This window comes from Campylobacter concisus, assembly GCF_002913945.1.
In the GTDB taxonomy this organism is placed as follows: domain Bacteria; phylum Campylobacterota; class Campylobacteria; order Campylobacterales; family Campylobacteraceae; genus Campylobacter_A; species Campylobacter_A concisus_P.
This window is the reverse complement of record NZ_POZK01000015.1, coordinates 103,696-126,842: the sequence shown is the minus strand read 5'-3', so window position 1 is coordinate 126,842 and position 23,147 is coordinate 103,696. Positions and strand designations below refer to the sequence as shown.

23 protein-coding genes and 1 tRNA gene are annotated in these 23,147 nt (G+C 37.7%); 10 read left to right on the top strand and 14 right to left on the bottom strand.

Annotated elements, in window-relative coordinates; genetic code table 11:
• Nucleotide 1: 1 nt before the first annotated feature.
• Genes CYP64_RS02915 through tig form a run of 5 tightly spaced genes read right to left on the bottom strand, consistent with a single transcriptional unit; the run spans nt 2 to nt 4,989 of the window.
• Complete coding sequence (locus CYP64_RS02915) at nt 2–1,507, bottom strand: YifB family Mg chelatase-like AAA ATPase (RefSeq protein ID WP_103648609.1); 1,506 nt, start codon at nt 1,505–1,507, stop codon at nt 2–4.
• Nucleotides 1,504–2,022: a peptide deformylase gene (gene def / locus CYP64_RS02910; protein WP_103628896.1), complete on the bottom strand. Its 519-nt coding sequence runs from the start codon at nt 2,020–2,022 to the stop codon at nt 1,504–1,506. Before def ends, CYP64_RS02915 begins: the two co-directional genes overlap by 4 nt.
• A gap of 14 nt (nt 2,023–2,036) precedes the next feature.
• Nucleotides 2,037–3,059, bottom strand: coding sequence for a GGDEF domain-containing protein (locus CYP64_RS02905; RefSeq protein WP_085657935.1), 1,023 nt, complete (start codon nt 3,057–3,059; stop codon nt 2,037–2,039).
• Nucleotides 3,060–3,067: 8 nt separating this feature from the next.
• The gene (gene clpP / locus CYP64_RS02900; RefSeq protein WP_054196008.1) at nt 3,068–3,658 is read right to left on the bottom strand and encodes an ATP-dependent Clp endopeptidase proteolytic subunit ClpP; all 591 of its coding nucleotides are present in this window, start codon (nt 3,656–3,658) and stop codon (nt 3,068–3,070) included.
• Complete coding sequence (gene tig, locus CYP64_RS02895) at nt 3,658–4,989, bottom strand: trigger factor (protein WP_103648608.1); 1,332 nt, start codon at nt 4,987–4,989, stop codon at nt 3,658–3,660. The genes clpP and tig overlap by 1 nt, the downstream gene beginning before the upstream one ends.
• A gap of 137 nt (nt 4,990–5,126) precedes the next feature.
• Between tig and folE the strand changes: the two genes are divergently transcribed.
• Both folE and fliI read left to right on the top strand, forming a co-directional pair.
• Nucleotides 5,127–5,699, top strand: coding sequence for a GTP cyclohydrolase I FolE (gene folE, locus CYP64_RS02890; RefSeq protein ID WP_021090409.1), 573 nt, complete (start codon nt 5,127–5,129; stop codon nt 5,697–5,699).
• An 11-nt stretch (nt 5,700–5,710) separates the two neighbouring features.
• Nucleotides 5,711–7,003 carry a flagellar protein export ATPase FliI gene (fliI, locus tag CYP64_RS02885; protein ID WP_440130146.1) on the top strand — a complete coding sequence of 431 codons (1,293 nt, stop codon included), beginning with the start codon at nt 5,711–5,713 and terminating at the stop codon, nt 7,001–7,003.
• Between the two features lie 603 nt (nt 7,004–7,606).
• Here the strand turns inward: fliI and CYP64_RS02880 are convergent.
• The 5 genes from CYP64_RS02880 to CYP64_RS02860 are packed head-to-tail and all read right to left on the bottom strand — an operon-like array spanning nt 7,607 to nt 13,576.
• A complete protein-coding gene (locus tag CYP64_RS02880; protein ID WP_103648606.1) occupies nt 7,607–9,340 on the bottom strand; it encodes an ATP-binding protein in 1,734 nt (577 codons plus the stop codon).
• On the bottom strand, nt 9,340–11,016 hold the full coding sequence (locus tag CYP64_RS02875) for a fatty acid--CoA ligase (RefSeq protein WP_103648605.1): 1,677 nt from the start codon (nt 11,014–11,016) through the stop codon (nt 9,340–9,342). The genes CYP64_RS02880 and CYP64_RS02875 overlap by 1 nt, the downstream gene beginning before the upstream one ends.
• 12 nt (nt 11,017–11,028) lie before the next feature.
• Entirely contained in the window at nt 11,029–12,261 is a 1,233-nt protein-coding gene (locus CYP64_RS02870) for an OmpP1/FadL family transporter (protein ID WP_103648604.1), read from the bottom strand.
• The gene (nfo, locus tag CYP64_RS02865) at nt 12,258–13,109 is read right to left on the bottom strand and encodes a deoxyribonuclease IV (protein WP_103648603.1); all 852 of its coding nucleotides are present in this window, start codon (nt 13,107–13,109) and stop codon (nt 12,258–12,260) included. Before nfo ends, CYP64_RS02870 begins: the two co-directional genes overlap by 4 nt.
• The gene (locus CYP64_RS02860; protein ID WP_103648602.1) at nt 13,106–13,576 is read right to left on the bottom strand and encodes a hypothetical protein; all 471 of its coding nucleotides are present in this window, start codon (nt 13,574–13,576) and stop codon (nt 13,106–13,108) included. The genes nfo and CYP64_RS02860 overlap by 4 nt, the downstream gene beginning before the upstream one ends.
• A 68-nt stretch (nt 13,577–13,644) precedes the next feature.
• Between CYP64_RS02860 and CYP64_RS02855 the strand changes: the two genes are divergently transcribed.
• Nucleotides 13,645–13,719, top strand: a tRNA-Glu gene (locus CYP64_RS02855).
• An 82-nt stretch (nt 13,720–13,801) separates the two neighbouring features.
• Here the strand turns inward: CYP64_RS02855 and CYP64_RS02850 are convergent.
• A complete protein-coding gene (locus CYP64_RS02850) occupies nt 13,802–14,362 on the bottom strand; it encodes a manganese efflux pump MntP (RefSeq protein WP_103648601.1) in 561 nt (186 codons plus the stop codon).
• A 109-nt stretch (nt 14,363–14,471) separates the two neighbouring features.
• Here CYP64_RS02850 and CYP64_RS02845 point away from each other — a divergent pair, with 109 nt between their 5' ends.
• On the top strand, nt 14,472–15,221 hold the full coding sequence (locus CYP64_RS02845; RefSeq protein WP_103648600.1) for a DUF4197 domain-containing protein: 750 nt from the start codon (nt 14,472–14,474) through the stop codon (nt 15,219–15,221).
• Nucleotides 15,218–16,096: a DMT family transporter gene (locus tag CYP64_RS02840; protein WP_103648599.1), complete on the top strand. Its 879-nt coding sequence runs from the start codon at nt 15,218–15,220 to the stop codon at nt 16,094–16,096. Before CYP64_RS02845 ends, CYP64_RS02840 begins: the two co-directional genes overlap by 4 nt.
• On the opposite strand, the gene CYP64_RS02835 is transcribed toward CYP64_RS02840, so the two are convergent.
• Nucleotides 16,093–16,818, bottom strand: coding sequence for a class I SAM-dependent methyltransferase (locus CYP64_RS02835; protein WP_103648598.1), 726 nt, complete (start codon nt 16,816–16,818; stop codon nt 16,093–16,095). The genes CYP64_RS02840 and CYP64_RS02835 overlap by 4 nt on opposite strands.
• Nucleotides 16,819–16,863: 45 nt before the next feature.
• On the opposite strand from CYP64_RS02835, the gene CYP64_RS02830 reads away from it, so the two are divergent.
• Nucleotides 16,864–17,256 carry an acyl-CoA thioesterase gene (locus tag CYP64_RS02830; RefSeq protein ID WP_103648597.1) on the top strand — a complete coding sequence of 131 codons (393 nt, stop codon included), beginning with the start codon at nt 16,864–16,866 and terminating at the stop codon, nt 17,254–17,256.
• Here CYP64_RS02830 and CYP64_RS02825 read toward each other — a convergent pair.
• On the bottom strand, nt 17,247–17,606 hold the full coding sequence (locus CYP64_RS02825; RefSeq protein WP_072594097.1) for a Fur family transcriptional regulator: 360 nt from the start codon (nt 17,604–17,606) through the stop codon (nt 17,247–17,249). The genes CYP64_RS02830 and CYP64_RS02825 overlap by 10 nt on opposite strands.
• Before the next feature lie 150 nt (nt 17,607–17,756).
• On the opposite strand from CYP64_RS02825, the gene CYP64_RS02820 reads away from it, so the two are divergent.
• The 4 genes from CYP64_RS02820 to CYP64_RS02805 are packed head-to-tail and all read left to right on the top strand — an operon-like array spanning nt 17,757 to nt 21,782.
• Nucleotides 17,757–18,683 (top strand): metal ABC transporter solute-binding protein, Zn/Mn family, encoded by a 927-nt coding sequence (locus CYP64_RS02820; protein WP_085657948.1) that lies wholly within the window; start codon nt 17,757–17,759, stop codon nt 18,681–18,683.
• A gap of 3 nt (nt 18,684–18,686) precedes the next feature.
• The gene (locus CYP64_RS02815; protein WP_103648596.1) at nt 18,687–20,192 is read left to right on the top strand and encodes a nickel/cobalt transporter; all 1,506 of its coding nucleotides are present in this window, start codon (nt 18,687–18,689) and stop codon (nt 20,190–20,192) included.
• Nucleotides 20,189–20,974 carry a metal ABC transporter ATP-binding protein gene (locus CYP64_RS02810; RefSeq protein ID WP_085657950.1) on the top strand — a complete coding sequence of 262 codons (786 nt, stop codon included), beginning with the start codon at nt 20,189–20,191 and terminating at the stop codon, nt 20,972–20,974. Before CYP64_RS02815 ends, CYP64_RS02810 begins: the two co-directional genes overlap by 4 nt.
• 1 nt (nt 20,975) lies before the next feature.
• A complete protein-coding gene (locus CYP64_RS02805; protein WP_054195991.1) occupies nt 20,976–21,782 on the top strand; it encodes a metal ABC transporter permease in 807 nt (268 codons plus the stop codon).
• On the opposite strand, the gene CYP64_RS02800 is transcribed toward CYP64_RS02805, so the two are convergent.
• Nucleotides 21,763–23,094 (bottom strand): MATE family efflux transporter, encoded by a 1,332-nt coding sequence (locus tag CYP64_RS02800; RefSeq protein WP_103648595.1) that lies wholly within the window; start codon nt 23,092–23,094, stop codon nt 21,763–21,765. The genes CYP64_RS02805 and CYP64_RS02800 overlap by 20 nt on opposite strands.
• Between the last annotated feature and the right edge of the window lie 53 nt (nt 23,095–23,147).

The window sequence follows — 23,147 nt, the reverse complement described above, 5'->3', positions numbered from 1 at the left end:
TCTATGCCCTAAAACTGAGCGCCTCTAAGATGTGGGGCTTTAAAATTTGCTCGCTCTCATCAAGATCAGCGATGCTTCTAGCCACCCTAAGTGTCCTTTTTATGCCCCTTTGGGAAAGATTGTACTTCGAGGCTGCCTTTTGTAAAATTTCTCTTGCTTCATTATCCAGTAGACAAAATTTTTCTACTTGTGCGTCGTTTAGCTTGCCGTTTAGCTCATCTTGATCGCGCTTTTTTTGAAATATAAACGCCTTTAAAACCATATCGCTCATTTGCTGTGAGCTCAAACTTGACCTATCATTTGGTGAGCTCTCGTCCATAGCAACTTTTAAATCAATGCGGTCGAGCACTGGAGCTGAAATTCTTGATTTGTAGTTTTTTATCTCATTTTCGCTGCATTTGCAATTTAAATTGCGAGAGAATAAATTTCCGCAAGGGCATGGATTTTGAGCTGCTACGAAGATAAATTTAGTCTCATAAGTTACTTTTGAATTTACCCTTGCAATGTGAATTTGATTGTCCTCTAGTGGCTCTCTCAGGCTTTCGATGACTTGCTTTGAAAAGTGAGGAAACTCGTCAAAAAATAGTACTCCACCATTTGCAAGTGCGATCTCACCGATCTTTGCGACATTTGAGCCGCCGCCAAAGATTGAACTTTTAGTTGATGTGTGATGGGGCGAGCGAAAGGCTCTAGTGCTTGTAAATTCGCTATCTTGAAGGTTTAAAGAGCGGTAAGCGGCAGACTTTAGCACCTCTTCTAGGCTTTGTGGCGCCATGATGTAAACTAGGCGTTTTGCACACATGCTCTTGCCGCTTCCTGGGCTGCCTTCAAATAAAATATTGTGCATGCCAACGGCTGCGATGACGCAGGCTCTTTTGGCGCGATCCTGACCCAAAACATCCTTAAAATCAAGCTCAAAGTTTAAATTTGGAACGTATCTTTTACCAGAAATTTCTATCACGTTTGAAAATAACTCATGCGTAGCGGTAAAACGTATATTTTTTGCAAATTCTTCATCGCCAAAAAATCTAATCGCCTCTTTTAGAGTGCCAACCGCATAAATCTCTAAATTTGGGATCATTGAAGCTTTTTGTGCTATCTCTTTTGGTACTAGAATTTTTGTATTTTTGACCTGTGTGCTTAAAAAAAGTAAGATAGAAAATAAATTTGCTGTGCTTTTTACACTTCCATCAAGTCCAAGCTCGCCAAAGACAAAAATTTTCTCTAAACTTTTTGCCTTTTGAAGAGCTATAAGAAGAGCGATAGCTAGGTCAAAATGTGAGCCACTCTTTGGCAAATCTGAAGGGGATAAATTTATGGTTATCTTTTGTGCTGGAAAAGAAAAATCAAGTGCTAGAAGTGCTGCTTTTACGCGTTCTGTACTCTCTTTGATACTTGTGCTTGCAAGCCCAACGATGCTAAAACCAGGAAGCCCACGAGAGAAGATAGACTCAACATCAATTATCTTTAGTCCATCGCCGTAAGTAGCACATCTTAGGGACTTCATGAAGCTTTTTCTTTTTTTTGCTTTTTGTATTCCTTATCAAATTTTTTACGTTTATTAAAGCCGATTTTTTCTATAAAAAGATGTCCGTCCAAATGATCATTTTCATGCTGAATAGCAATAGCCAAAAGCCCATCAGCCTTTAAACTTTGCTCTTTGCCAAAACGATCTTGATATTTGATGGCCACAACTTCATTTCTTTTTACATCTTCATAATATCCAGGCACGCTAAGGCAACCCTCTTGGTAGACGCACTCACCCTCACGTAACTCAAATTTTGGATTTATTATCTCGATTAGATTTTCTTTATCTTGCACGCCTTCTTCGTTAACTAAATTTATAATAAAAATTCTTTTTGCAACGCCTACTTGAATGGCAGCAAGACCGATGCCCTCTTTTGCTATCATCGTATCATACATATCATCGAGCAGCTTGTGAAGCTCTTCGTCGAAAATTTTAACTTCTTTAGAAATTTCGTAAAGCTTTTTATTTGGATAAGATAAAACCTCTAAGATCAAGCTCAAACTCCTACTTATTCACCCAAAAATATAGGCTGCTCATCATCTTGTGTTAGTATTAGTTGATCTAACGAGTAAGAGATTAATTCTTCAGCACTTCTTGTTTTTGTTATCATGCTTGAAACCACTTGGATATCAAGCTTGCACTCTTCACCATCAATCTTCCAAGGTATAGATGAAAGCATATTTAAAATTCTGCTACCGGCTTGTTTTGTGCCATTTTCATCAGTATATTTCATAACCATAGCAAAACAGCCATCACCGTAATGAGCTACTATATCACTTCTTCTAGAAGTTCTTAAAAGAAGCTGTGATATAGCTTTATACATATTGTTTCGCTCTTTTAAATTTTTAACACGATTTGTAAATCTATCTTTTGCTCTTACTAGTAAAAAAGATGCGTTATAGCCATATCTTTTAACGGCTTCTACTTCACTTTGCACTGTGGCTACTAGAAATTTTTTATTATAGACGTCATATGTCGTATCATAAATCGACTGCTCTTCAATAGATTTAAGCATCTTGGCTACTTCATCATAGCTTACTTTAATGACATCAAGATGCTTATCCATAAGGCTGTTTAATTTTATTAGGTCATGGTTAAATGCGCTTAAAACATTTTGAAGAGCTAGGATATTTGTATTATTTTTGAGTGCATCCATGCGCTTTTGTACTAGGCCTCTCATAATGCCTAAATTTTTATAGATTAGCACCACGGCTTGAAGCATGCTTTTTATCTGGATAAATCCTTGCTTTATCTCTTTTTCAATAGAGATATTACTGCCTGATGGTACTGAGATCTCGGAATTTATGACTATCATATCACCGATCTCTTTTCTAAATTCATCAGGCTGTCCATCAAGCATTTTCTCAAAATAAATAGAGTAATTATTTGGCGTAGATGGAACATTATCATCGCTTAATTCATGCAAAACATTTTCTGAAAATTTGTAGATATCTACCTTTTCTTTTTCTAGAATATGTTTTACCTCAACCGCTTTTTTCTTAGGGTCTGGTGCATTATCTATCTTTATCACTTTGGGCCTTATTTAAAACTTTTCTCCAAAATTTTATCAACAAGTCCGTACTCTTTGGCTTCGGCCGAACTCATAAAAAAGTCACGTTCAGTATCTTTTACGATCTTACTTAGCTTTTGACCTGTATTTTTGGCCAAAATTCCATTTAAAATCTCTTTCATACGCAAAATTTCACGAGCTTGTATCTCGATATCAGTCGCTTGCCCTCTAGCACCGCCAAGGGGTTGGTGTATCATGATACGAGAATTTGGCAATGCATATCTTTTACCAGGTGCGCCACAGCTTAGCAAAAATGCACCCATGCTAGCAGCTTGACCGATGCAGATAGTGCAAACATCTGGCTTTATGTAGTTCATGGTGTCATAGATGCTAAAGCCACTTGTTATCACGCCACCTGGTGAGTTTATGTAAAGGTAGATATCTTTATCTGGATCCTCAGCCTCTAAAAATAGCAGCTGAGCGACTATAGAAGCGGCCATGCCGTCCTCTATCTCGCCACTTAGCATAACGATCCTGTCTTTTAAAAGACGGGAATATATATCATAGCTTCGCTCACCTCTACTAGTTCTTTCAACTACGACAGGAACGTAATAGCTCATTACTCAGCCTTCTCTTTTTTGCTTACTTTTTTCTCGTCTTTTTCTTTGTTAAAGAGCTCACCAAATAGCTTCTCTTCGATCATCGACATCTTTATAGCTGGGAGCATGCCTTGATTGCGGTACATCTCAAGGTGTGCTTTTGGATCTTGACCGCTTCTATACGCCTCAAAATAGATCGCTTGAACGACCTCTTGATCGCTTACTTTCACGCCTCTTACGCGAGCTAGCTCATCGATAATGAAAGTTAAACGAACGCTATTTTCAGCGTCTTTTCTAAACTCGTCACGTTTTTTAGAAAGAGCATCTTTGTCCTCTCTAAATTTTTTCATATCATCTGGAGTAAATGAGCTCCATGCGTTTCTAAACTGCATATCAATCTCTTGCTCGACAATATTTTTTGGCACGTCAAATTTAAATTTCTCAACCGCAGCTTCAGCAAATTTTGGCTTAAGCTCATCATTTATAAGTTTATAAATTTTCTCTTGGCGGATTTGCTCTTTTATACGCTCATCAAGTAACTCTTCAGTTGGTTTTTCTTCATTTGGAAGTAGAGTTTTTAACATCTCTTCATCTAGTTTTTCAGGAATTTTTCTCTCTTGAATTTCATGAAGTTTTATTTTAAAGATAGCGTCTTTGCCAGCTAAATGTGCAGCGCCATAGTTTTCTGGGAATTTAACCTTGATATCTTTTTCGCCACCAGCTTTTATGCCTACCATACCATCTTCAAAGCCTGGGATAAATTGATTTGAACCGATCTCAAGCACGTAGTTTTCAGCCTTACCACCATCAAATGCAACGCCATCAACAAAGCCTTCAAAGTCAAATTTAGCAAAATCGCCAACTTTTAGACCTCTTTTGCTCTCTACTTTTTCAAGTGGAGCTATCATTTTTAAAAGTTCAGTTTTTTTCTCATCGATATCTTTTTTCAAAACACGTGGGTTTGAAAACTCAGGTATCAAGATCTCATAGCCGCTCACATCGACACTTGGCTTAAATGAAACTGTTAGCTCAACATCGATCTTGCCATCTTTTCTATCAAATTTTGAAACAATAGGCTCGCCGATAAGATCATCGTTTTTCTTGCCTGCTTGTTTTATAGCCTCATCAACAACATCTCTTAAGACATCTTGCTCAGCATCATTTGTTAGCTCTTTCTCGTAGCGTTTTAGCACAATAGCAACTGGTACATGGCCTTGTCTAAAGCCATCTACTTTCATAGTTTTTGCTGCTTTTTTTGCTAGTTTCTCTACGCTAGATTTTATAGCATCCACACTTATAGTCGTGCTTGCTAAGGTATTTACGCTATCTAGAGCTTTTGTTTTGATTTCCATCTAATTCCTTTATGAATACAAATTTTTAGCCCAAAATATAGCAGAATTTTCCTTATTTCATTGTAAATTTGTAAATTTTTATAGATATAAAAGGCGTTTTAACGTAGAATCTAGCAATAAAATCATGGAGAAAATTTATGCAAGAGAGTTTTGAAAATTCGGTTAAAAACATGCTAACGATTATAGGCGAAGATCCAAATAGAGAAGGGCTTATAAAGACGCCTGAGCGTGTCTTTAAAGCATTTAAATTTCTAACTAGCGGATATGATGAAGATCCAAAAGAGGTTCTTGGTGACGCACTTTTTACTAGCTCAAATAATGAGATGGTTTTGATGCGAAACATCGAATTTTACAGTCTTTGCGAGCACCATTTGTTGCCTATTATCGGCCGTGTGCATGTGGCGTACATCCCAAATGGCAAGGTCGTTGGCCTTAGTAAAATTCCACGCATGGTAAATATCTACGCAAGACGCTTGCAAATTCAAGAGCAAATGACTGAGCAGATCGCAAAAGCACTTGAGGACGTAATCGCTCCAAAAGGCGTTGGAGTCGTCGTCGAGGCTAGACATATGTGCGTTGAGATGAGAGGTGTGCAAAAGATAAACTCAACCACCACGACCTCAGCACTTAGAGGCTGCTTTATCAAAAACGCAGACACAAGGCGAGAATTTTTCTCACTTATAAACTCTCCTAGGGAAACGCATTTTTGAGCTTAGAGCATATAAATTTAAAGCTTAAAGAGGGTGTGAAACTCTCAAACACCTTTGGCATCATAACCAAAATCACAGCTACAACTATCGAAATCACTGGACTTCGCCCAAGCATCGGGGACATCGTGCGTATAGTTGCAAAAGATAAGAGTAAAAATGGTCTTGGCATGGTTACACAAATAAAGACAGATGGCGCTTATATCAGCCCATTTGGCTTTGTTGAGGGCTTTAGGATAGGCGACTTCGTCTATGAGAGCGATCAGGGCATGAGCATACCAGTGGGGCCAAATTTGCTTGGGCGCGTGGTCGATCCATTTATGAAGCCTATTGATGGCAAAGGAGCGATCGAGACGACTGAATATATGCCGATTATGAGAGCGCCGATAGATGCGATGAAAAGGGGGCTTATAAACGAGCCTTTTAGCGTTGGTATAAAGACGATAGATGGACTGCTTACTTGTGGCAAGGGGCAAAAGCTAGGAATTTTTGCAGGTTCAGGTGTTGGCAAATCAACCCTCATGGGTATGATCGTAAAAAACACACTAGCACCGATAAAAGTAGTCGCGCTAATAGGCGAGCGCGGTCGTGAGGTGCCCGAATTTATCGAAAAAAACCTAGGCGGAGACCTAGAGGGCACGGTTATCATCGTAGCGACCAGCGATGACAGCTCACTCATGCGAAAATACGGTGCCTTTTGTGCGATGAGCGTGGCTGAGTACTTCAAACAACAAGGAAATGACGTGCTTTTTATCATGGATAGCGTAACACGTTTTGCGATGGCGCAGCGTGAGATCGGCCTTGCACTTGGCGAGCCACCGACCTCAAAGGGTTATCCACCAAGCTCGCTCACACTTTTACCTCAGCTAATGGAGCGTGCGGGCAAAGAGGAAGGCAAGGGCAGTATCACAGCATTTTTCACCGTGCTAGTTGAAGGCGATGATATGAGCGATCCGATAGCTGACCAAAGCCGCTCTATCCTAGACGGACACATCGTGCTAAGTCGCGAGCTAACGGACTTTGGAATTTACCCACCTATCAATATCCAAAATTCGGCCTCGCGTGTTATGGGCGATGTGATCAGTAAAGAGCATAAGTTAAATGCGATGAAATTTAAGCGCCTCTACTCGCTTTTAAAAGAAAACGAAGTCTTGCTTCGCATCGGTGCTTATCAAAAGGGCAGCGACAAGGAGCTTGACCTTGCGATCTCGAAGAAAGAATTTATGGAGAGCTTCTTAAAACAGAGCTCAGAAGAGGTCTTTGCGCTTGAAGAGGTCGAAGAGCTGCTTGATAAGATCAATCAGTAAATTTCTAAAATTTATAAACCTTTTTATAAAATTTAGCTACTAAAAATATAATAAAAATTTTTATACTAATTGCCAAAGTGATCACGCATTACTTCTTTACTTCGGATGTAAAAATCGCACTCAAAGACCTATAAATTTCTATTTTCTCATCTCTTTTTTGATTTCAAAAAGCGCTGCTACAAATATCATGAAAGAGAATTTGAAATTTATGAGGCTTTTTATTTTAGACTTCGTGAGACGGCTATTTTTGTATTACACAAAATGACAAGATTTTAATAAAACTTTTTTAAAGCACCAAACGTGCAAATATACATTCCAAGCAGCGGTCATGGAGTGGATAAACTCCAAAAATTTAGGATTTTTTAACAAAAACTACTTGTTTAGCAAAGACCATGTTACAATTTTAAGGCAAGTAAGCGGGCCAAATTTATACTAAGTAATTATGTGCTGATGTCTGTCTTGCTATAATTTTTGGTGGCAGTCATAGCGCAAATTTAATTATAAAATCAAAATTTTACGTTTAGTCCAGTAATCCCTAGCACTTTAGACTTTACCTCTTGGCAAAAGCGTATAGCCATACGAGATAGTAAAATTTGGAAGAGATTAAGAGCCAAATCCCATCTTTTTATCCTCGCCAAAGCTTGAGTTTAGCTCGCGCTCTATCGTCGTTTTAAAGTCCTCAAAGGTAAAAATCCCATCATCTTTTATCGCTACTTTTAAAGCAGTATTTTTTAGCGCAAGTACGATCTGTGCGCCACTTAGGTTAAACTCAGCCAGCCTTTCAACACTAAAGCCATCTTCAAAGCTTGCATTTTCGGGCAAAATTTTACGCCAAATGGCAAGCCTGCCGTTATAATCAGGCTTTTTAAACTCGATCTTGTAGTCAAACCTTCTAGAAAACGCCACGTCAAGGCTTTGTAAGAAATTTGTCGTAGCGATCAGCACGCCCTCAAAGCGCTCGATCTGCTCTAAAAAGATATTTTGCATTTGATTATGCATCTTTTCAGCCCCGCTCGAGCTCTCCACTCTCGTGCTTAAAAACTGATCGGCCTCGTTTAGCAAGAGCACCGGCTCGCTGCCACTTTTTTTGCAAATTTCTTTGTAAGTATCAAAAATTTTCCTTACATTTTGCTCGCTCTCGCCGACATATTTGCTTAAAATTTTTGAACAGTCAAAGCTTAAAATTTGCTTCTTTAGGCTCTTTGCAAGCCCAACGGCGCTCATCGTCTTACCAGTGCCAGGCTCGCCGTAAAAGATGATCTTAGCGTCTATGTTTTTTCTAGTTTTTATGCCCCAGCTGCTAAGTCTAGCAAGCACTTTTTTATCGACTTGCTTTAGTATCGTGCTTAAAAGCTGCTTTGTCTTTTCGTTTAGCACGACGTCTTCTAGGCTTGTTACTGGCTCAATGAGCTCAAAAATTTCTTGCTCTTTTACCAGGCTTTCGATCTTGATTTTCTTGCTATTTTTGTCATTTTTTGGGTGCATTATGCTTTGCAAAATTTCTTCGTTTATAAAAAAGCTCTTGCTTACGTTGCCATAAGCGTTTAAAACCTCGTCGTAGTCGATTAGCGCGCCTTCGATGAGCCTTGAGCCCTCCTCTAAAAGAGTACGATTTTTGATGCGTTCAAGCTCGTCTTTGCTTATTAGCTCAACTAGCGTGTTTAGGTCGCGGCCATTTTCAAAATCTCCCGCGTACTCCTCTTTTAAAAGGGCTAAAAATATAATCTGCTCTTTTTCGTCAAGTGAGTTTTCTTTAAAAATTTGCTCTATCTTTAGGCTGATCTTGCTTAGTTTTACGCGCTCGTTGATTCGCTTTGTAAGCTCAGAAATTTGTTCATTTATGCGCTTTTTGGCATCACTTGAGCCATCGCCAAAAATGGCAGCCTTTGAGTAAAGCTCCACCTTTAAAAACTGATCTTTTAAATACTCCAAATGATCCTCATATGGCGTAAGCTCTGGTAAATTTATATCAGCGTTGCCATCTTCAAGAATTTTTAAAAATGTGGCTGATAGAGAAATTTCAGAATGAAGCAACGAAAGAAGCCCTTGAGCTGAAGCCCTTTGCGTGCTCTCAGGTATTTTAAAAAGACTATAATTTTGTACAATCCAACCACTATCAAGCAAATTTTTTATAAATTTTAGATACAAAAGCTGCTTATCATTTTGCGTGCCAAAGACTGCTCCAAGTAGCTCAAAAACACTCATATTAGCTGTTCCTTGCACATAAGCTTTACTTAGATATTTTAAAATTTCTCCCTCTTCATCGCCGCACTTTATCAGCTCGTAAATTTTACTTTTTTTGAGGTCCTGGTTTAAAAAATCAAGCAAGTATTTCACTAAAATTTATCCTTCATCTGCTCTATTTGCTCTTTTAATACACGTTTTAGCACCTTACCAGTGGCATTTCTAGGCAACTCTTCGGCAAAATAGATACTCTTTGGTATCTTGAAATTCGCTAAATTTTTCTTCAAATGCTCTCTTACTGTTTTTTCATCAAGATCCATGCCATCTTTTACTTGTATGAAAGCGACAACCTCTTCATCGGCGTGTACGTCTTTTACACCGATTACTGCTGTTGCTTCAACTGCTTCAAGCTTGTAAATAACCTCTTCGATCTCACGTGGATAGATGTTAATGCCCTTTGATATGATGAGGTCTTTTTTACGATCAACGATATAGATAAAGCCCTCTTCATCGACTTTGCCAAGATCTCCGGTCTTTAACCAGCCGTTTATTATGGTCTCATCAGTGATACTTGGCATACCATAGTAGCCTTGCATGACGCAATCACCCTTTATGATGATCTCACCGATCTGGCCAACTGGAAGCTCCATCATCTCGTCGTTTACGATCTTTACCTCATAGCCATCAAGTACAGGACCTACGCTTAAAAGCTTTTGTTTATTGAATAAATTTGCAGCTACAATCGGAGAACATTCGCTAAGTCCGTATCCCTCAACCAGTGTCGCACGTGGAAATTTCACCCTAAAGTCATCAATAGTCTGCTTTGCAAGCGGAGCAGCACCACTTACAAATAGCCTAATACAATTAAACCATCTAAAATACCAAGGAATTTTTGCCTTACCGATAGCTGTATAGATGGCTGGAATTCCTAAGAATACAGTTACACGCTTTAGCAAGGTTTGTTTTAGTACATTTGAAAATGGGAATACCGACTTTACAAGAACCATCGAAGCACTCGCAAATATTGGAAGCAAAACCATTGCAGTTAGCGTAAAACTATGAAACATAGGTAAAAATACGATAAACCTATCGCTTTTTTTAACCTTAAAACGTTCATGAGCTCCGATTAAATTTGAAAAGATATTTTTGTAGCTTATCATCGCACCTTTTGGCTTGCCAGTAGTGCCTGAAGTGTAAATTATGTGCATTAAATCATCTATTACCGGATACTTTGTGATACTAAGAGCATATTTGTGATTTAGAGTTTCTGTAAAATTTACATTTTTAACGAGGCCATTATTTTCATAGCTCTTACTCATGTCCTCTTTTGAAATTTGAGGCGTTGAGGTGAGATAAGCGCTCTCGCCATACTCTTCGTCAGTGTCTATATATTCATCTTTTGAAGCACTTTGAAGCTTCTTTGGTATTGCTCCGATCCAGATTATCTTTCTTAAAATTTCAAGCTCATTTAATGCGATTAACTCTTTTGCAAGCGAGCTAGACGCAAAAAGCACCTTTGCACCGCAATCATTTATGATATATTCAAACTCATTTGCTTTTAAAAAAGTATTCATAGGCACTGCGATACCACCTATTGCGGTTATCGCAAGATATGAAATAATAAATTCTTTCGAGTTTGTAACCGCCATAGCTACTTTATCACCAAATTTTACTCCAGCAAGTTGCAAATAAGCTGCCACTTTATCGACATTTTGCTTTAATTCGCGATATTTTAGCTTCTCTTTTTCTTCAAAAAGAACTACCTGATTTGGGTTTTCCTTTGCTACTTTGGTTAAAATTTCATAAAAATTATTATAAGAGTATCGCATTATTGACCCTAACTAAAATGTATATTTAAAAGTCGTACCAAGGATTTGGATCGTACCAGTATCAAATTCCCCTGACATTTTTGTAGCAATACTATTGGTAATACCTGTCGCACGCTTCTTATCACGGTGTTGATAAACATATCCAAGTGCCATTTCAAGATTTGGTGTAAATTTATAATTTACTCCAAAAGAATATACTTTAGACGTAGTATTTGGAAGCTCTAAGCCAGTATGCTTACTGCTTGTAATGTCTTCATCATAGGCAAAGCCAGCCATTAATCTAAGCTTTTCATTGACATCATAGGCAAGACCTAGCCTATATGTATTTGTATCTTTTGCATTTTTTATGACTGGATCATCCATGAATCTTGCAAAAGCTGGATGCGAGTGAGCTGGACCTTTATCCATGTATTCAAAGTCATAGCCTTTAAATTTAGACCAATACGTCCTCTCAAAAGCTAGCAAAAGGGTAAAGTTGCTAAATTTATATCCAGTTGCAAGTACAAGCTGTGCAGGAAGTGGGATCTCGACTTTTGTTTTACCATGATAGCTTATAGGAGATAGTGCTCCGTTAAAATCAGCATCTGTATGGCCTTTAAGTTCTAAATTTACATTTGAGCGGTAAGTAACGGCAAAGCTTAAATCCTCAATAGGCCTATAAGTAAGCGCGACATTATAGCCATAGCCCATACCATCGCCTTTTATCTCTCTGTAGCCTATTCGTCCAAAGTCACTTGCTATCTTACCTTTGGTGTAAACACCTCTAGCACCAAGAGCAAAGGCAAGCTTATCATTTATGCGGTAAGCCACGGTTGGATTTAGCTCAACAACTTGTAGCTTAAACCTTTTAGCGGTAAATGCGGTAGCTGGATCCTCCCATGATACACCAACAGCAGCAGGAACGGCAAGAGCTAAACCAAATTTCCAGTTTTCATAAATTTCTGGCGAAACAAAACTAAATGTACCAGCTAGTGAGTCAAATTTTTCTGACCTATAGCTTTTGCCACTATCACTTTTAAACTCAAGCTTATTTATATGAAACCAGCCAAGGGTACTTTCTATGTGATGGCGTCCATCTAAAAACATCATATTTGCAGGGTTAAAATATGCCGCATCAGCCCCAAAACTAAAGGCTACGTTACTAGCAGCAAGACCTAAAGAATCAGCACTTTGCTCAGGGACTTTATAACCTCCAGCATTTAGCAAAGTAGATGTTGCAATAATGCTTAATAGCACTTTTTTCATAGTTTTTCCTTTTCGAAATTTCTTAAAATTTTTATCTCGTCTTCCCAGATACTCTCGTCAATCGTCTCTAATATTAAAGGAATTTCGCCTATTTTATCATCATTTATTATATTTTTAAAAGCACTAAATCCAAGCTCACCCTTGCCAAGACTCTCGTGCCTATCTTTTTTCGAGCCAAGCCCAAATTTTGCATCATTTAAATGCATGCCGGATAAAAATTTATAGCCGATGATCGCATCAAATTCCCCCATCGTCTTGGCATAGGCCTCTTTGCTTCTTAGATCATATCCAGCAGCAAATGCGTGACAGGTATCAAAGCAAACACCAACTCTGCTCTCATCGTCTACTCGCTCTATCAAATAAGCAATCTGCTTAAAACTAAAGCCTAAATTTGAACCTTGTGCAGCTGTATTTTCGATGACTAGCTTTACGCTACTTGTGCGCTTAAGTGCCACGTTCATGCAGCTTGCGATATTATCTAAGCACTCTTTTTCACTTATTTGCTTTAGGTGCGAGCCTGGATGAAAATTTAAAAGCTCTAGCCCAAGCTTACTGGCGCGATCTATCTCATCCACAAAGGCTTCAAGCGACTTTGCTCTTACTTCCTCATCTGGATGGCCTAAATTTATCAAGTAACTGCTGTGTGGCAAAACATGCTTTGTGCTTATGCCAGAAATTTTTAGATTTTCTTTAAACTGCTCTATTTCGCTAGCACTTAGCTCTTTTGCATTCCACTGGCGTTGATTTTTTGTAAAAAGCGCAAAGGCATTTGCTCCTATTTTTGCAGCATTTAAAGGTGCATTAAACACGCCTCCAGCAGCACTTACGTGAGCTCCGATGTATCTCATTTTAACTCTTTTATTATCACTCTTATTTTATTTTTGCTATCTACAAATTTGACGTAGTTGTCGCAAACCTCGTATTTTATAAAATATGAACTTAGATCTTGACTAAAACCACACTCCGTATTCACCAAGCCTTTGCCATCATAAATCTTTTCTTTTTGCAAAATTTCTTCAAAAAGGCTCTCATAATGCGGAGCTAGAAAAAATTTCTCATTAAACTCAGTCTTGTTAAAGCAAGCATTATTTATGCAAATTTTATCTCTTATGCTTATATTTGCGGTGTTTACGCCAGAACTATAAATTTGCAAATTTAGCTCATTTTTATATTTATGGAAAAATCCAACATCATTTATCTTGATCATCGGAGAAAATAAAGTAACTTGAAAAGCTTGTGAATTTTGCGGCGTTTTGGTAGCCACGCAACCTGTAAAAATAAAAACAGATAACAAAGTAAATAAAAAATTTTTCAAAAATTTTTCCTTATTAATCTAAAATTAAGTATAAAAGAAATATAATCCCAACTTCATAACCGACATGTGGCCCATTCGTCTAGCGGTTAGGACATCGCCCTTTCACGGCGGTAACACGAGTTCGAGTCTCGTATGGGTCACCACTTCTAAAAATCAAAATCTTATCCATATAAGCTTTAAAATATAGTTAATCTTAAATATTATTTTTAATTGTTATTTTAAATTTTACTGGACTGTGCCGCTTTCAATTAAATGCGTTATTAAAATTTTAAAACCTAGAAAAATTAATATCGCTCCTCCCAAAAAGAGCGCCTTTTTTTCTAAAATTTCACCCATAAATTTACCTATATAAAAAGCGATCAAACTTAATGCAAAGCAGACTACGCCGATGATGAGCGAGCTTTGAAAGATGTTTATCTCTTCAAAGCTAAGTGTAACACCAACGGCAAGAGCATCCACACTAGTAGCAAACGCCCCATACAAAATGGTCTTAAATCCTATCTTAAGATACTCACACTCCTCTTTACTACAGGCCTCTTTAAACATTCTAAAACCAAGAAAACAGAGTATAAAAAATGCGATGAAATGATCAACCGAGCTTATAAATTTTGCAAAACTAACACCTAAAAGATAGCCAAGAAGCGGCATAAGAAACTGAAAAAAACCAAGCACAAAAGCAATAAATAAAATTTTATTAAGAGCTAAATTTTTATACCTTGCACCATTTGCCATATTTAGTGCCGCACTATCCATACTAAGAGCGAAGCTAAGAAGTAAAAGTTGCATAATCTTCCTTTAGAAAAAGGGTGAATTCTAGTGCAAAAAGATTAAATTTATTTTAAGTATTTAGATATTTTTTGTATGATTTTGCTTTAAATTTAAAAAAGGAGAGAAGATGAAAAGATCTCTTGTTATTCTTTATGGCGCGCTTGCTTTAAATTTACAAGCCGCGAGCATGGACGATATGATAAACAAAGGCGTCAAAATCGCCACTCACGCATCAAGTGGCGACTATAAAAGCCTAGTTAGCGAGGCGCTAAATGCCGCTGTTAGCGAGCTTTCAAAAGATGGCTTTATAAACAATGCTACGGCCAAAATTCCACTTCCAAAAAGCCTTGAAATGGCATCAAATTTAGCCAAAAAAGTAGGTGGCGAGAAGTGGGCGCAGGATCTTAGCAAGTCGATAAACAACGCCGCAACCACAGCTGTACCAAAGGCTGCTGAAATTTTTAGCGAAAGCATAAAAAATATGAGCGAAGCAGATGTCAAAAAGCTCTTTAATGGCGGGAGTGATAGTGTTACAAAGTATTTGCAGCAAAGCTCCAGCCAAAAGCTAAAGGCGGCTTTTACTCCGATAATAGAAAAAATGATGAGTGATAATAGCTTTGCGACCGCATATAATGGGCTAAATTCTTTCATCGTCGGCTCAGCAAAAAATAATGAAACTATAAAATCGGTAAAGAGCCTAGCTAAAAATTTAGGTGCAAGCGAGTATGTGCCAGATGACGGCGAGGATCTAAACGCATACATCACAAGAAAGACGCTAGATGGGCTATTTAACGTGATGAGCGAGAAAGAAAAGGGGCTAAGAAGCGGCTTTAGCCTAGATAGCGGCAAAAAGGTACTTGACTCGATCTTTAAATGAAAAATTTAAGCGCACAAAACAGAGCTGACATCGCTCTTATCGTAGTTGCCATCGTTTGGGGCGCTACGTTTTTACCCATGGCAAACGCGCTAAAGACAAATGGCGTCTTTGTCATGCTTTTTTGTAGATTTTTTATTTCCGCTATCTTTATGGGACTTATAGCATTTAAATTTTCTAAAATTTTTGATAAAAAAAGTGTAGTTTACGGCACCATTCTTGGCGTAGTTCTCTTTGGCTCATTTGTTGCTCAAACTTACGCTCTAAAGCTTACTTTTAGCTCAAGTGTTGCCTTTATTACAGGGCTTGAGTGTGTGATCGTGCCTTTTATGACAGCACTCATTTTTAAAAATAAAATAACCATTTTTGCTATTTTTGGTGCGCTTATTGCTATTTTTGGGCTTTGGCTCTTAAGTGGCGCTACGCTAGCACTTGGGAGCGGCGAGGCACTTGCCCTACTTTGTGCCATATTTTACGCACTGTACACGAGCTTAAATGGCCACTTTGTAAGAAAATGTGAGCTTTATCTACTCGTATTTGTAGTATTTCTCACCGTCTCTTTACTCTCATTTGTCTTTGCATTTATTGAAGGTAGTGTGGCGCCAAATTACGATAGGGAATTTTTTATAGCAATTTTTATCACTGCATTTATTGGCACCATTTTTTGCTACTTTGTACAAACCATCGCTCAAAGATATACAACAGCCAGCAAGGCAGCTTTATTTTTCTGCCTAGAGCCAGTCTCTGCAGGGCTCATTGGCTACTTTTTTGCTGGTGAGATACTTAGCATCTGGCAAATTTTTGGAGCCATGCTCATCATCTTTGGCGTCATTTTTAGCGAATTTGGCAAGCAAATTTGCTCTAAATTTAAGCTCTAAAAGACAAAAAGCTTCATTTGAGAGTCAATTTTCTCGTCTATGAACTCGCCGTCAAATCTCTCTTTTAACATCGCTAAAACCACCTTTTCATCGTAGTTTTTGGCCCCGTTTATCTCAAGGTGCCAGCAGATATTTTCAGCTGCTTCTTGCACGCTTCGTCTAGCAATCCTTGTCTCGTTTAAAATTTCACTCTTATAAGCGATGCCTTGCTCGTTTAGCCACGCTTCAAGCCTATTTACAACGTTTTTTTGTGAGAGTGTGCGGCCAAATTTTTCAAAAAACGGCTCGAGCAGGTCAGAGCTTCTAGGCTTATCCCAGCCAAGATAGAGCTTTTGCTTGGCGCAGTTTTGAAATTTCAAAAAATCTTCATCGCTCGCAATGGCCGGGCTCATCGTGCAAATGGCGATATCAAAGAGCCTTGCTGGCTTAAATTCTCTCCACGAGCAAACCTCGCTACTTAAATTTGTCACGCCAAATCTCTTTGCGTCCTCGTTTAAAATTTCTATCATCTTCTCTGAGCTATCTATGCCAGTTACGCTTTTGGCGGTTTTGGATAAAAATATGCTCCAAACACCGGTACCACAGCCTATATCAAGAATTTCTTTACCACTAAAATCAACTCCCCAAGCTAAGGCTTTAGCAAAAATTTGTTGCTGAATAGCACTTACTTTGCCATCAAACCTTTGGTAGTTTGACGCCTTTTTATCCCATAAATTTTGCATTTTAGCTCCTCTTTTTGGTTATAATTTTAGCAAAAAAGGCTAGAAATGAAAGATTTTATCTACAAAGTAATAATCCCACCACAAGCCATTGATATGCACGGACACATGAATAATGTCTATTATTTCACTCTTATGCAAGAGGCTGCATTTGCACATTCTGCCGCAGTTGGAGACACGGTCGAGGCGCAGTATAAAAGAGGCGAGATCTGGCTCATTAGAAAAAATGAAGCCAAATATATAAAAAGCGCAAAATTGATGGATGAGATAGAAATTTACACTTACACACAAACTGAAGGCAAGGCGACTTCGTGTAGATATTTTGAGTTTAAAAAAGATGGTGAACTAATAGCAACTGGCAAAACCGAGTTTGTCTATATTGATCTAAAAACGAATCGTCCAAAAGCCATTCCAGCTGAGATAATCGCTCTTTACTCGTGATCACACTCATCACAAACGCCTTTTATCACGGCGCTTTTTATATTTTTAGCGACGTTTAGATGTGGCATATCGATGTTTGTGACTTTATGACAGATATCGCAGATAAAGTACGCTTTTGCCTCATTTGCTAGTTCGTAGTAGCTTTTATGATTATTTTCAGTTTTTATGACAAGGCCCTTTTTTTCAAAAATTTCTATGCTTCTATAAAAAGTAGTTTTATTTGCATTAAGGCTTTCTAGAATTTCATCATAGCTTAATGGAGTTTTGGCATTTTGCAAAATTTCAACGAGCTTTATGCGAAAAGTAGTTGCTTTGATACTATGCTCTTCTAAGAAATTTCTTGCATTCATCCTTGCCCTTTTTATTTTTTGTATATTAACGCTAAAAGATTTAAATTATATTTAAAAGAAAAGGCTAAATTTAGGCTTTTGTATTTTAAGTTGCAACCAAGTTGCATTTTGCTAAACTTCCGCAATATTTTTTCAAATAAAGGAGAGATGGTGAGAAAGATTTTTGTTTTTTTAGCAGTTTGCGCTTTGTCACTTTTTGCAAAGCCAGTTGTTACGACTAGTATATTGCCTACAAAATTTTTTGTTGAGCAGATCGCTGGTGATACACTAAGCGTAAATACAATGGTTGGCAAAGGTGCTGATCCGCACACTTATGAGCCAAAGCCAAAACAGATGAAGGAGCTTGAAAAGAGCGAGCTTTACTTTGCTATTGGCATTGAGTTTGAAGATACTTGGCTAGAGCGTTTTTCAAAATCTTTTAAAAATTTACATATTGTAAAAACACAAGAAGGCATCGAAAAGATCGCTATGAGTGATGAACATGAACATCATGAACATCATGAGCATAAGCATGAGGGCGAGCATAAACATGAGCATCACGAGCACCATGACCATGACCACGAAGCTGGCGAGCATCATCACCATCATCATGACGGCCTTGATCCGCACATTTGGCTTGATCCAGTTTTAGTAAAAACTCAAGCTGATAATATAGCTAAGGCGCTAATAGAGAAATTCCCGCAAAATGCAAAGCTTTATGAGGAGAATTTGGCTAAATTTAAAGCTAGCCTTGACGAGCTTGATAGCTTTATCAAAAATACTCTAAAAGATGTTAAAACTCGCGAATTTATCGTATATCACCCATCTTGGGGATATTTTGCAAAACGCTATAACTTAGAGCAAATTGCCATCGAGATAGAGGGCAAAGAGCCAAAGCCAGCTGAGCTAAAAGAGCTCATAGAAGAGGCTAAAGAGCACGGTGTAAAGGTAATTTTCGTGGCTCCGCAGTTTCCAACAAAGGCTGCAAATTTAGTAGCAAAAGAGACTGGCTCAAAGGTCATAAGCATTGATCAGCTCCCAGAAAATTGGCTAGATGAGATGAAAAAAACAGCAGAAATTTTTGCTAAGAGTCTATAAAAAATGTTAGCACGCCTGATTGTTATTTGCTTCTTTGCTATAAATGCCTTCGGGTGTGCCCTTTGCTCACTTTATAGCCCAACCGCTCACGTGAGCGTTAAATTTGACTCAAATGAAAACAATATCACTACAATTGCTTTTTCATGGACATTTTCGCAAAATTTCTCAGAGCTTATGAGGCAAAATTTTGACCTAAATCAGGATGAAAAGATAGATGAAAGCGAGATCAAAAAGATCCGCTTAAATTTACTTGATTATCTTGTGCCAAGGCACTATTTAATGAATATTGAGTACTTTTACAAAGATGAAAATGCTACAAAACTTGAGCTAAATTTAAAAAAGTATAAACTCTATTTTGATGAGGGTAGATTAAAATTTGACGTTAGTTTTAAGACAAATTTGCTTATCAAAGATGGCTTTGTGGTGTCTGTCGAAATGGACGATAAAGAGGGATATTTTAATTTTAAATTTACACAAAATAACGCATTTTTGGTATCAGATCAGTTTTGGACGATACCAAATCCAAATGCAAATTTAATATTTTTTACATTTTCAAGTAAAGCTGCAGCCAAAGCTCATAACGAAAAGCCTGCACTAAAAGAGCTTCTAAAAGAGCCGAACTCAGTAAATTTTGAGGATGGAAATTTAAGCCAGATCGATAAGATCGATGAGGCTAAGTTTGATCTTGTTTCTAAAACAAGTCTAAATATGCTTGATAGATTAAAGCAAATTCTAAGAAATTTTGATCAAAAAAGTCCGCTAACTCTGCTATTTCTAGCACTAATATCATTTGGTTATGGCTTTTTACACGCTGCATCTGCGGGGCATGGCAAGGTGCTTACAAGCTCCTATTTTGCCGCAACTGGTGGAAGCTACGCCAAAGCCTTTTTCTTCTCTTTAAAGATCGGATTTTTACATGTTGTGGGTGCGTTTATTTTTGTGCTTGCTAGTTTTATGATATTACGTGAGATCAGTAGCGATCTGACAAAAGATACAGCAAGCGTTACGACAGCATTTTCTGGCGTTATTATCTTTTTTGTAGCGATTTTTATGCTTTATAAAAAGGTCAAAATTTATCTTTCAAGCAAAAAAGAGTTAAATAAATTTTATATTTTTAGTTCAAGCTTAAGCCAAAATTTGAGTAAAAATACAAAATTTATTAGCGACTGTGGCTGTAATATCTGCACTACAAAAAAACCAAAAAGCAAAGAAGAATGGCTGGTTGCGGCTGCTGCGGCACTTATTCCTTGTCCTGGCACGATACTTGTCTTTGTACTGGCAAATGAGCTAGGTAGCTACTTTGCAGGCGTTATAAGTGGCGTATTTATGGCGCTTGGCATGAGCGCAGTGATATTTTTAGCGGCTATTTTTGGAGCCAAGATAAACGAGAGCACAAATATTAAGCTAAAAAAGTTTAAAATCTATGCCGAATTTATGGCACTTAGCGTTATGCTTTGGCTTGGACTTTTTATTTTTACTACTACATTTACGCAAAAGAGTCTGTTTTGAAAGAAATTATAAAAATTAGAAATTTAAACTTTAGCTACGATAAGCAAGTGGTTTTAGAAGGTATCAATTTAGATTATAGTAGCGATGAGTTTTTAGCTATCATCGGCCCAAATGGTGGCGGTAAAAGTACGCTTTTAAAGCTTATCTTAGGGCTACTCAAGCCTCAAAGTGGCGAGATAAAGCTCTTTGGAAAAGAGCCAAGCGAAGTTAGTAAATTTATAGGCTATGTGCCTCAAAATTTTCTCTCAAATCAAAGCTTTCCGATGATGGTTTTAGAAGTAGTTTTAATGGGACTAATCGATAAAAAAATTTTTGGTTTTTACTCGCGAGATGAGAAACAAATGGCCCTTGGTGCCCTTGAGAAAGTTGGCATGAAAGAATTTGCAAGCGCTAGAATTGGTGAGCTAAGCGGTGGCCAAAGACAGCGTGTATATATCGCAAGAGCGCTTTGTGCAAATGCGAAGGTTCTCGTTTTAGACGAGCCAACAGCTAGTATCGACACAAAGGGCCAGGCTGAAATTTATGAAATTTTAAAAAATATAAATGCAAGCGGTGTTGGCGTAGTTTTAGTAAGTCATGATCTAAATATTGTGCTAAATTATGCTACAAAAATCGCCTATGTGAGTAAAAATTTACATATTCATAAAACTCATGAAGATACCGCAAAAAGAGAATTTATAGAGCATTTAGCAAAATCTCATAGCCATTTTTGTGATGTTGAGATCGCACTTGGTGAATGTGAGTGCAAAATCAAAAGTAATGTTTTTAAGCTAAAGAGATGAAATGAGTGAAATTTTAGAGTTAAATTTTATGCAAAATGCCTTTATTGCTGGCATTTTAGTTAGTATCATTTGTGGGCTCATAGGCTCGCTCGTTGTTATAAATAAAATGACTTTTATCGCTGGCGGTATCGCACACGGAGCATATGGCGGCATAGGACTTGCTTTTTTCTTCTCGCTTGAACCACTTCTTGGAGCTAGCATATTCTCACTCTTTTTAGCCCTTATAATCGCCACTATCACATTAAAAGATAAAACCAACATCGACTCAGTTATCGGTGCTATTTGGGCATTTGGTATGGCTATTGGCATCATTTTTATCGATTTAACTCCGGGATACAATGCCGATCTCATGAGTTATCTTTTTGGCTCTATCTTAGCAGTGAGTGGGCAAGATATAACATTTATGAGTATTTTAGATATCTTATTTTTAGCACTCATTGCCCTTTTTTATCGTCAATTTGTAGCTATTAGTTTTGATGCAGAATTTGCAAAGCTGCGCGGCGTAAATACAACATTTTTTCACTATTTATTAGTGTGCATGATGGCACTTTGTGTAGTAGCTACGATCCGTGTTGTTGGGCTTATTTTAGTCATCGCTCTTCTTACCATACCGCCATATTTAGCACAAATTTTTGCCAAAAGACTGGGGCTGATGATGCTAATCTCCACTATCTTTTCAGTCGTTTTTTGTTTTAGCGGTCTATTTATTAGCTTTTATTTTAACCTAACAGGCGGAGCTAGCATAATCTTAGTTGCTTCACTTTGCTTTTTTGCTTTTTGTTTTAAATTTAAAAGCTTACGCCAGTAGCTCTTCTTAACTGATAAAGCGTCCAAAAGACGAAGCAAATAGCTGTGAGATAGACACTAAAAAATAGAGCCAGCCATATAAATTTTATCTCAAGACCAAAATAAAAAACTACTGCGTAAAAAAGTGATCCTTGAAGTACGAATTGCCTAAATCCATTTAGCAAAAAGATGGCCACTGGGCGTTTTATGGCCTGAAGAGTGCTGCCTGAGACATTTATCGTGCCATAAGCTACGTAAACAAGAGAATTTATACCAAGATAAAGCCCTGCTATCTCTAAAACTGCCGGCGTATCATCAAAAATTCTTATCATATCTTCACCAAAAAATCTAATAAAAACACAAGCAAATGCACAATAAATAAGTAAAAAAAGAAGCGAAATTTTATAGCATTGTTTAGCTCTTTTAAAATTTTTAGCGCCATAGTTTCTTGAAACGATACTTAAAACTGCTGCGGCCATACCAATGGTCGGCAATACTAAAATTTGCTCTATCCTTAAGGCTATACCGTACCCCGCTACGGCATTTACGCCATAGTAGCTTATAAATTTTAAAAGCACAAGTGAGCCAAGCGACATCGATAGATAGTTTAAGCAAGCTGGTAGAGCTTGCTTTGTAATCTTTGCCCAAATGCTAAAATTTGGTACAAAATAGCTTAAATTTCTTGGCTCAATCATCTTAGCTTTTTTAACTTTTACAAAAAGATAGATCATGCCCAAAAGCTGAACACTAGCTGTTGCTAGAGCAAGTCCTTTTACGCCAAGATCCAAAATGAATGCAAAAAAGTAGCAAAAAAATGCATTGATAAAAAGGCCATAAAATAGCCAATCGCGGTAACTTTTTGTATCTCCAAGTGCCACAAGCACTCCGTTTAGAGATTTGATAATCAAGAAAAATGGTGTAGCAAGAAAGATAACACCCGCGTAATCAAGCGCCTCTTTTAAATAGTGATGATCAGCCCCTAAAAAAGTGAGTAAATTTGGTGCTAAAAAATAGCCACAAAATCCCATAAAAATAGCAAATACTAGCACAAAGATAATTCCATTTGCCGCATAAAATTTAGCCATTTTTATCTTTCCTGCTCCAAGGCTATTGCCTATTAGCGCAGTTAGTGCTGAGCCAAAACCAAGCCCAATGCCTACAATACTTAGATAAAGCAAAAAGCTCATAGCCATACCAGCTACGGCAAGGGTAGAAATTTTTGCTGCAAAAAATGTGCCAGTAACGTTATAAAGAGTATTAAACATCATTGCGGTGCCAGCTGGAAGCGAAAGCGAGATGATGAGCTTATTTAACGGGTCTTTTAGTAAATCCATGGTTTGATTTTACGTTTTTTATCTTTAAAATTTGTAAAGAAGAAAATCAATTA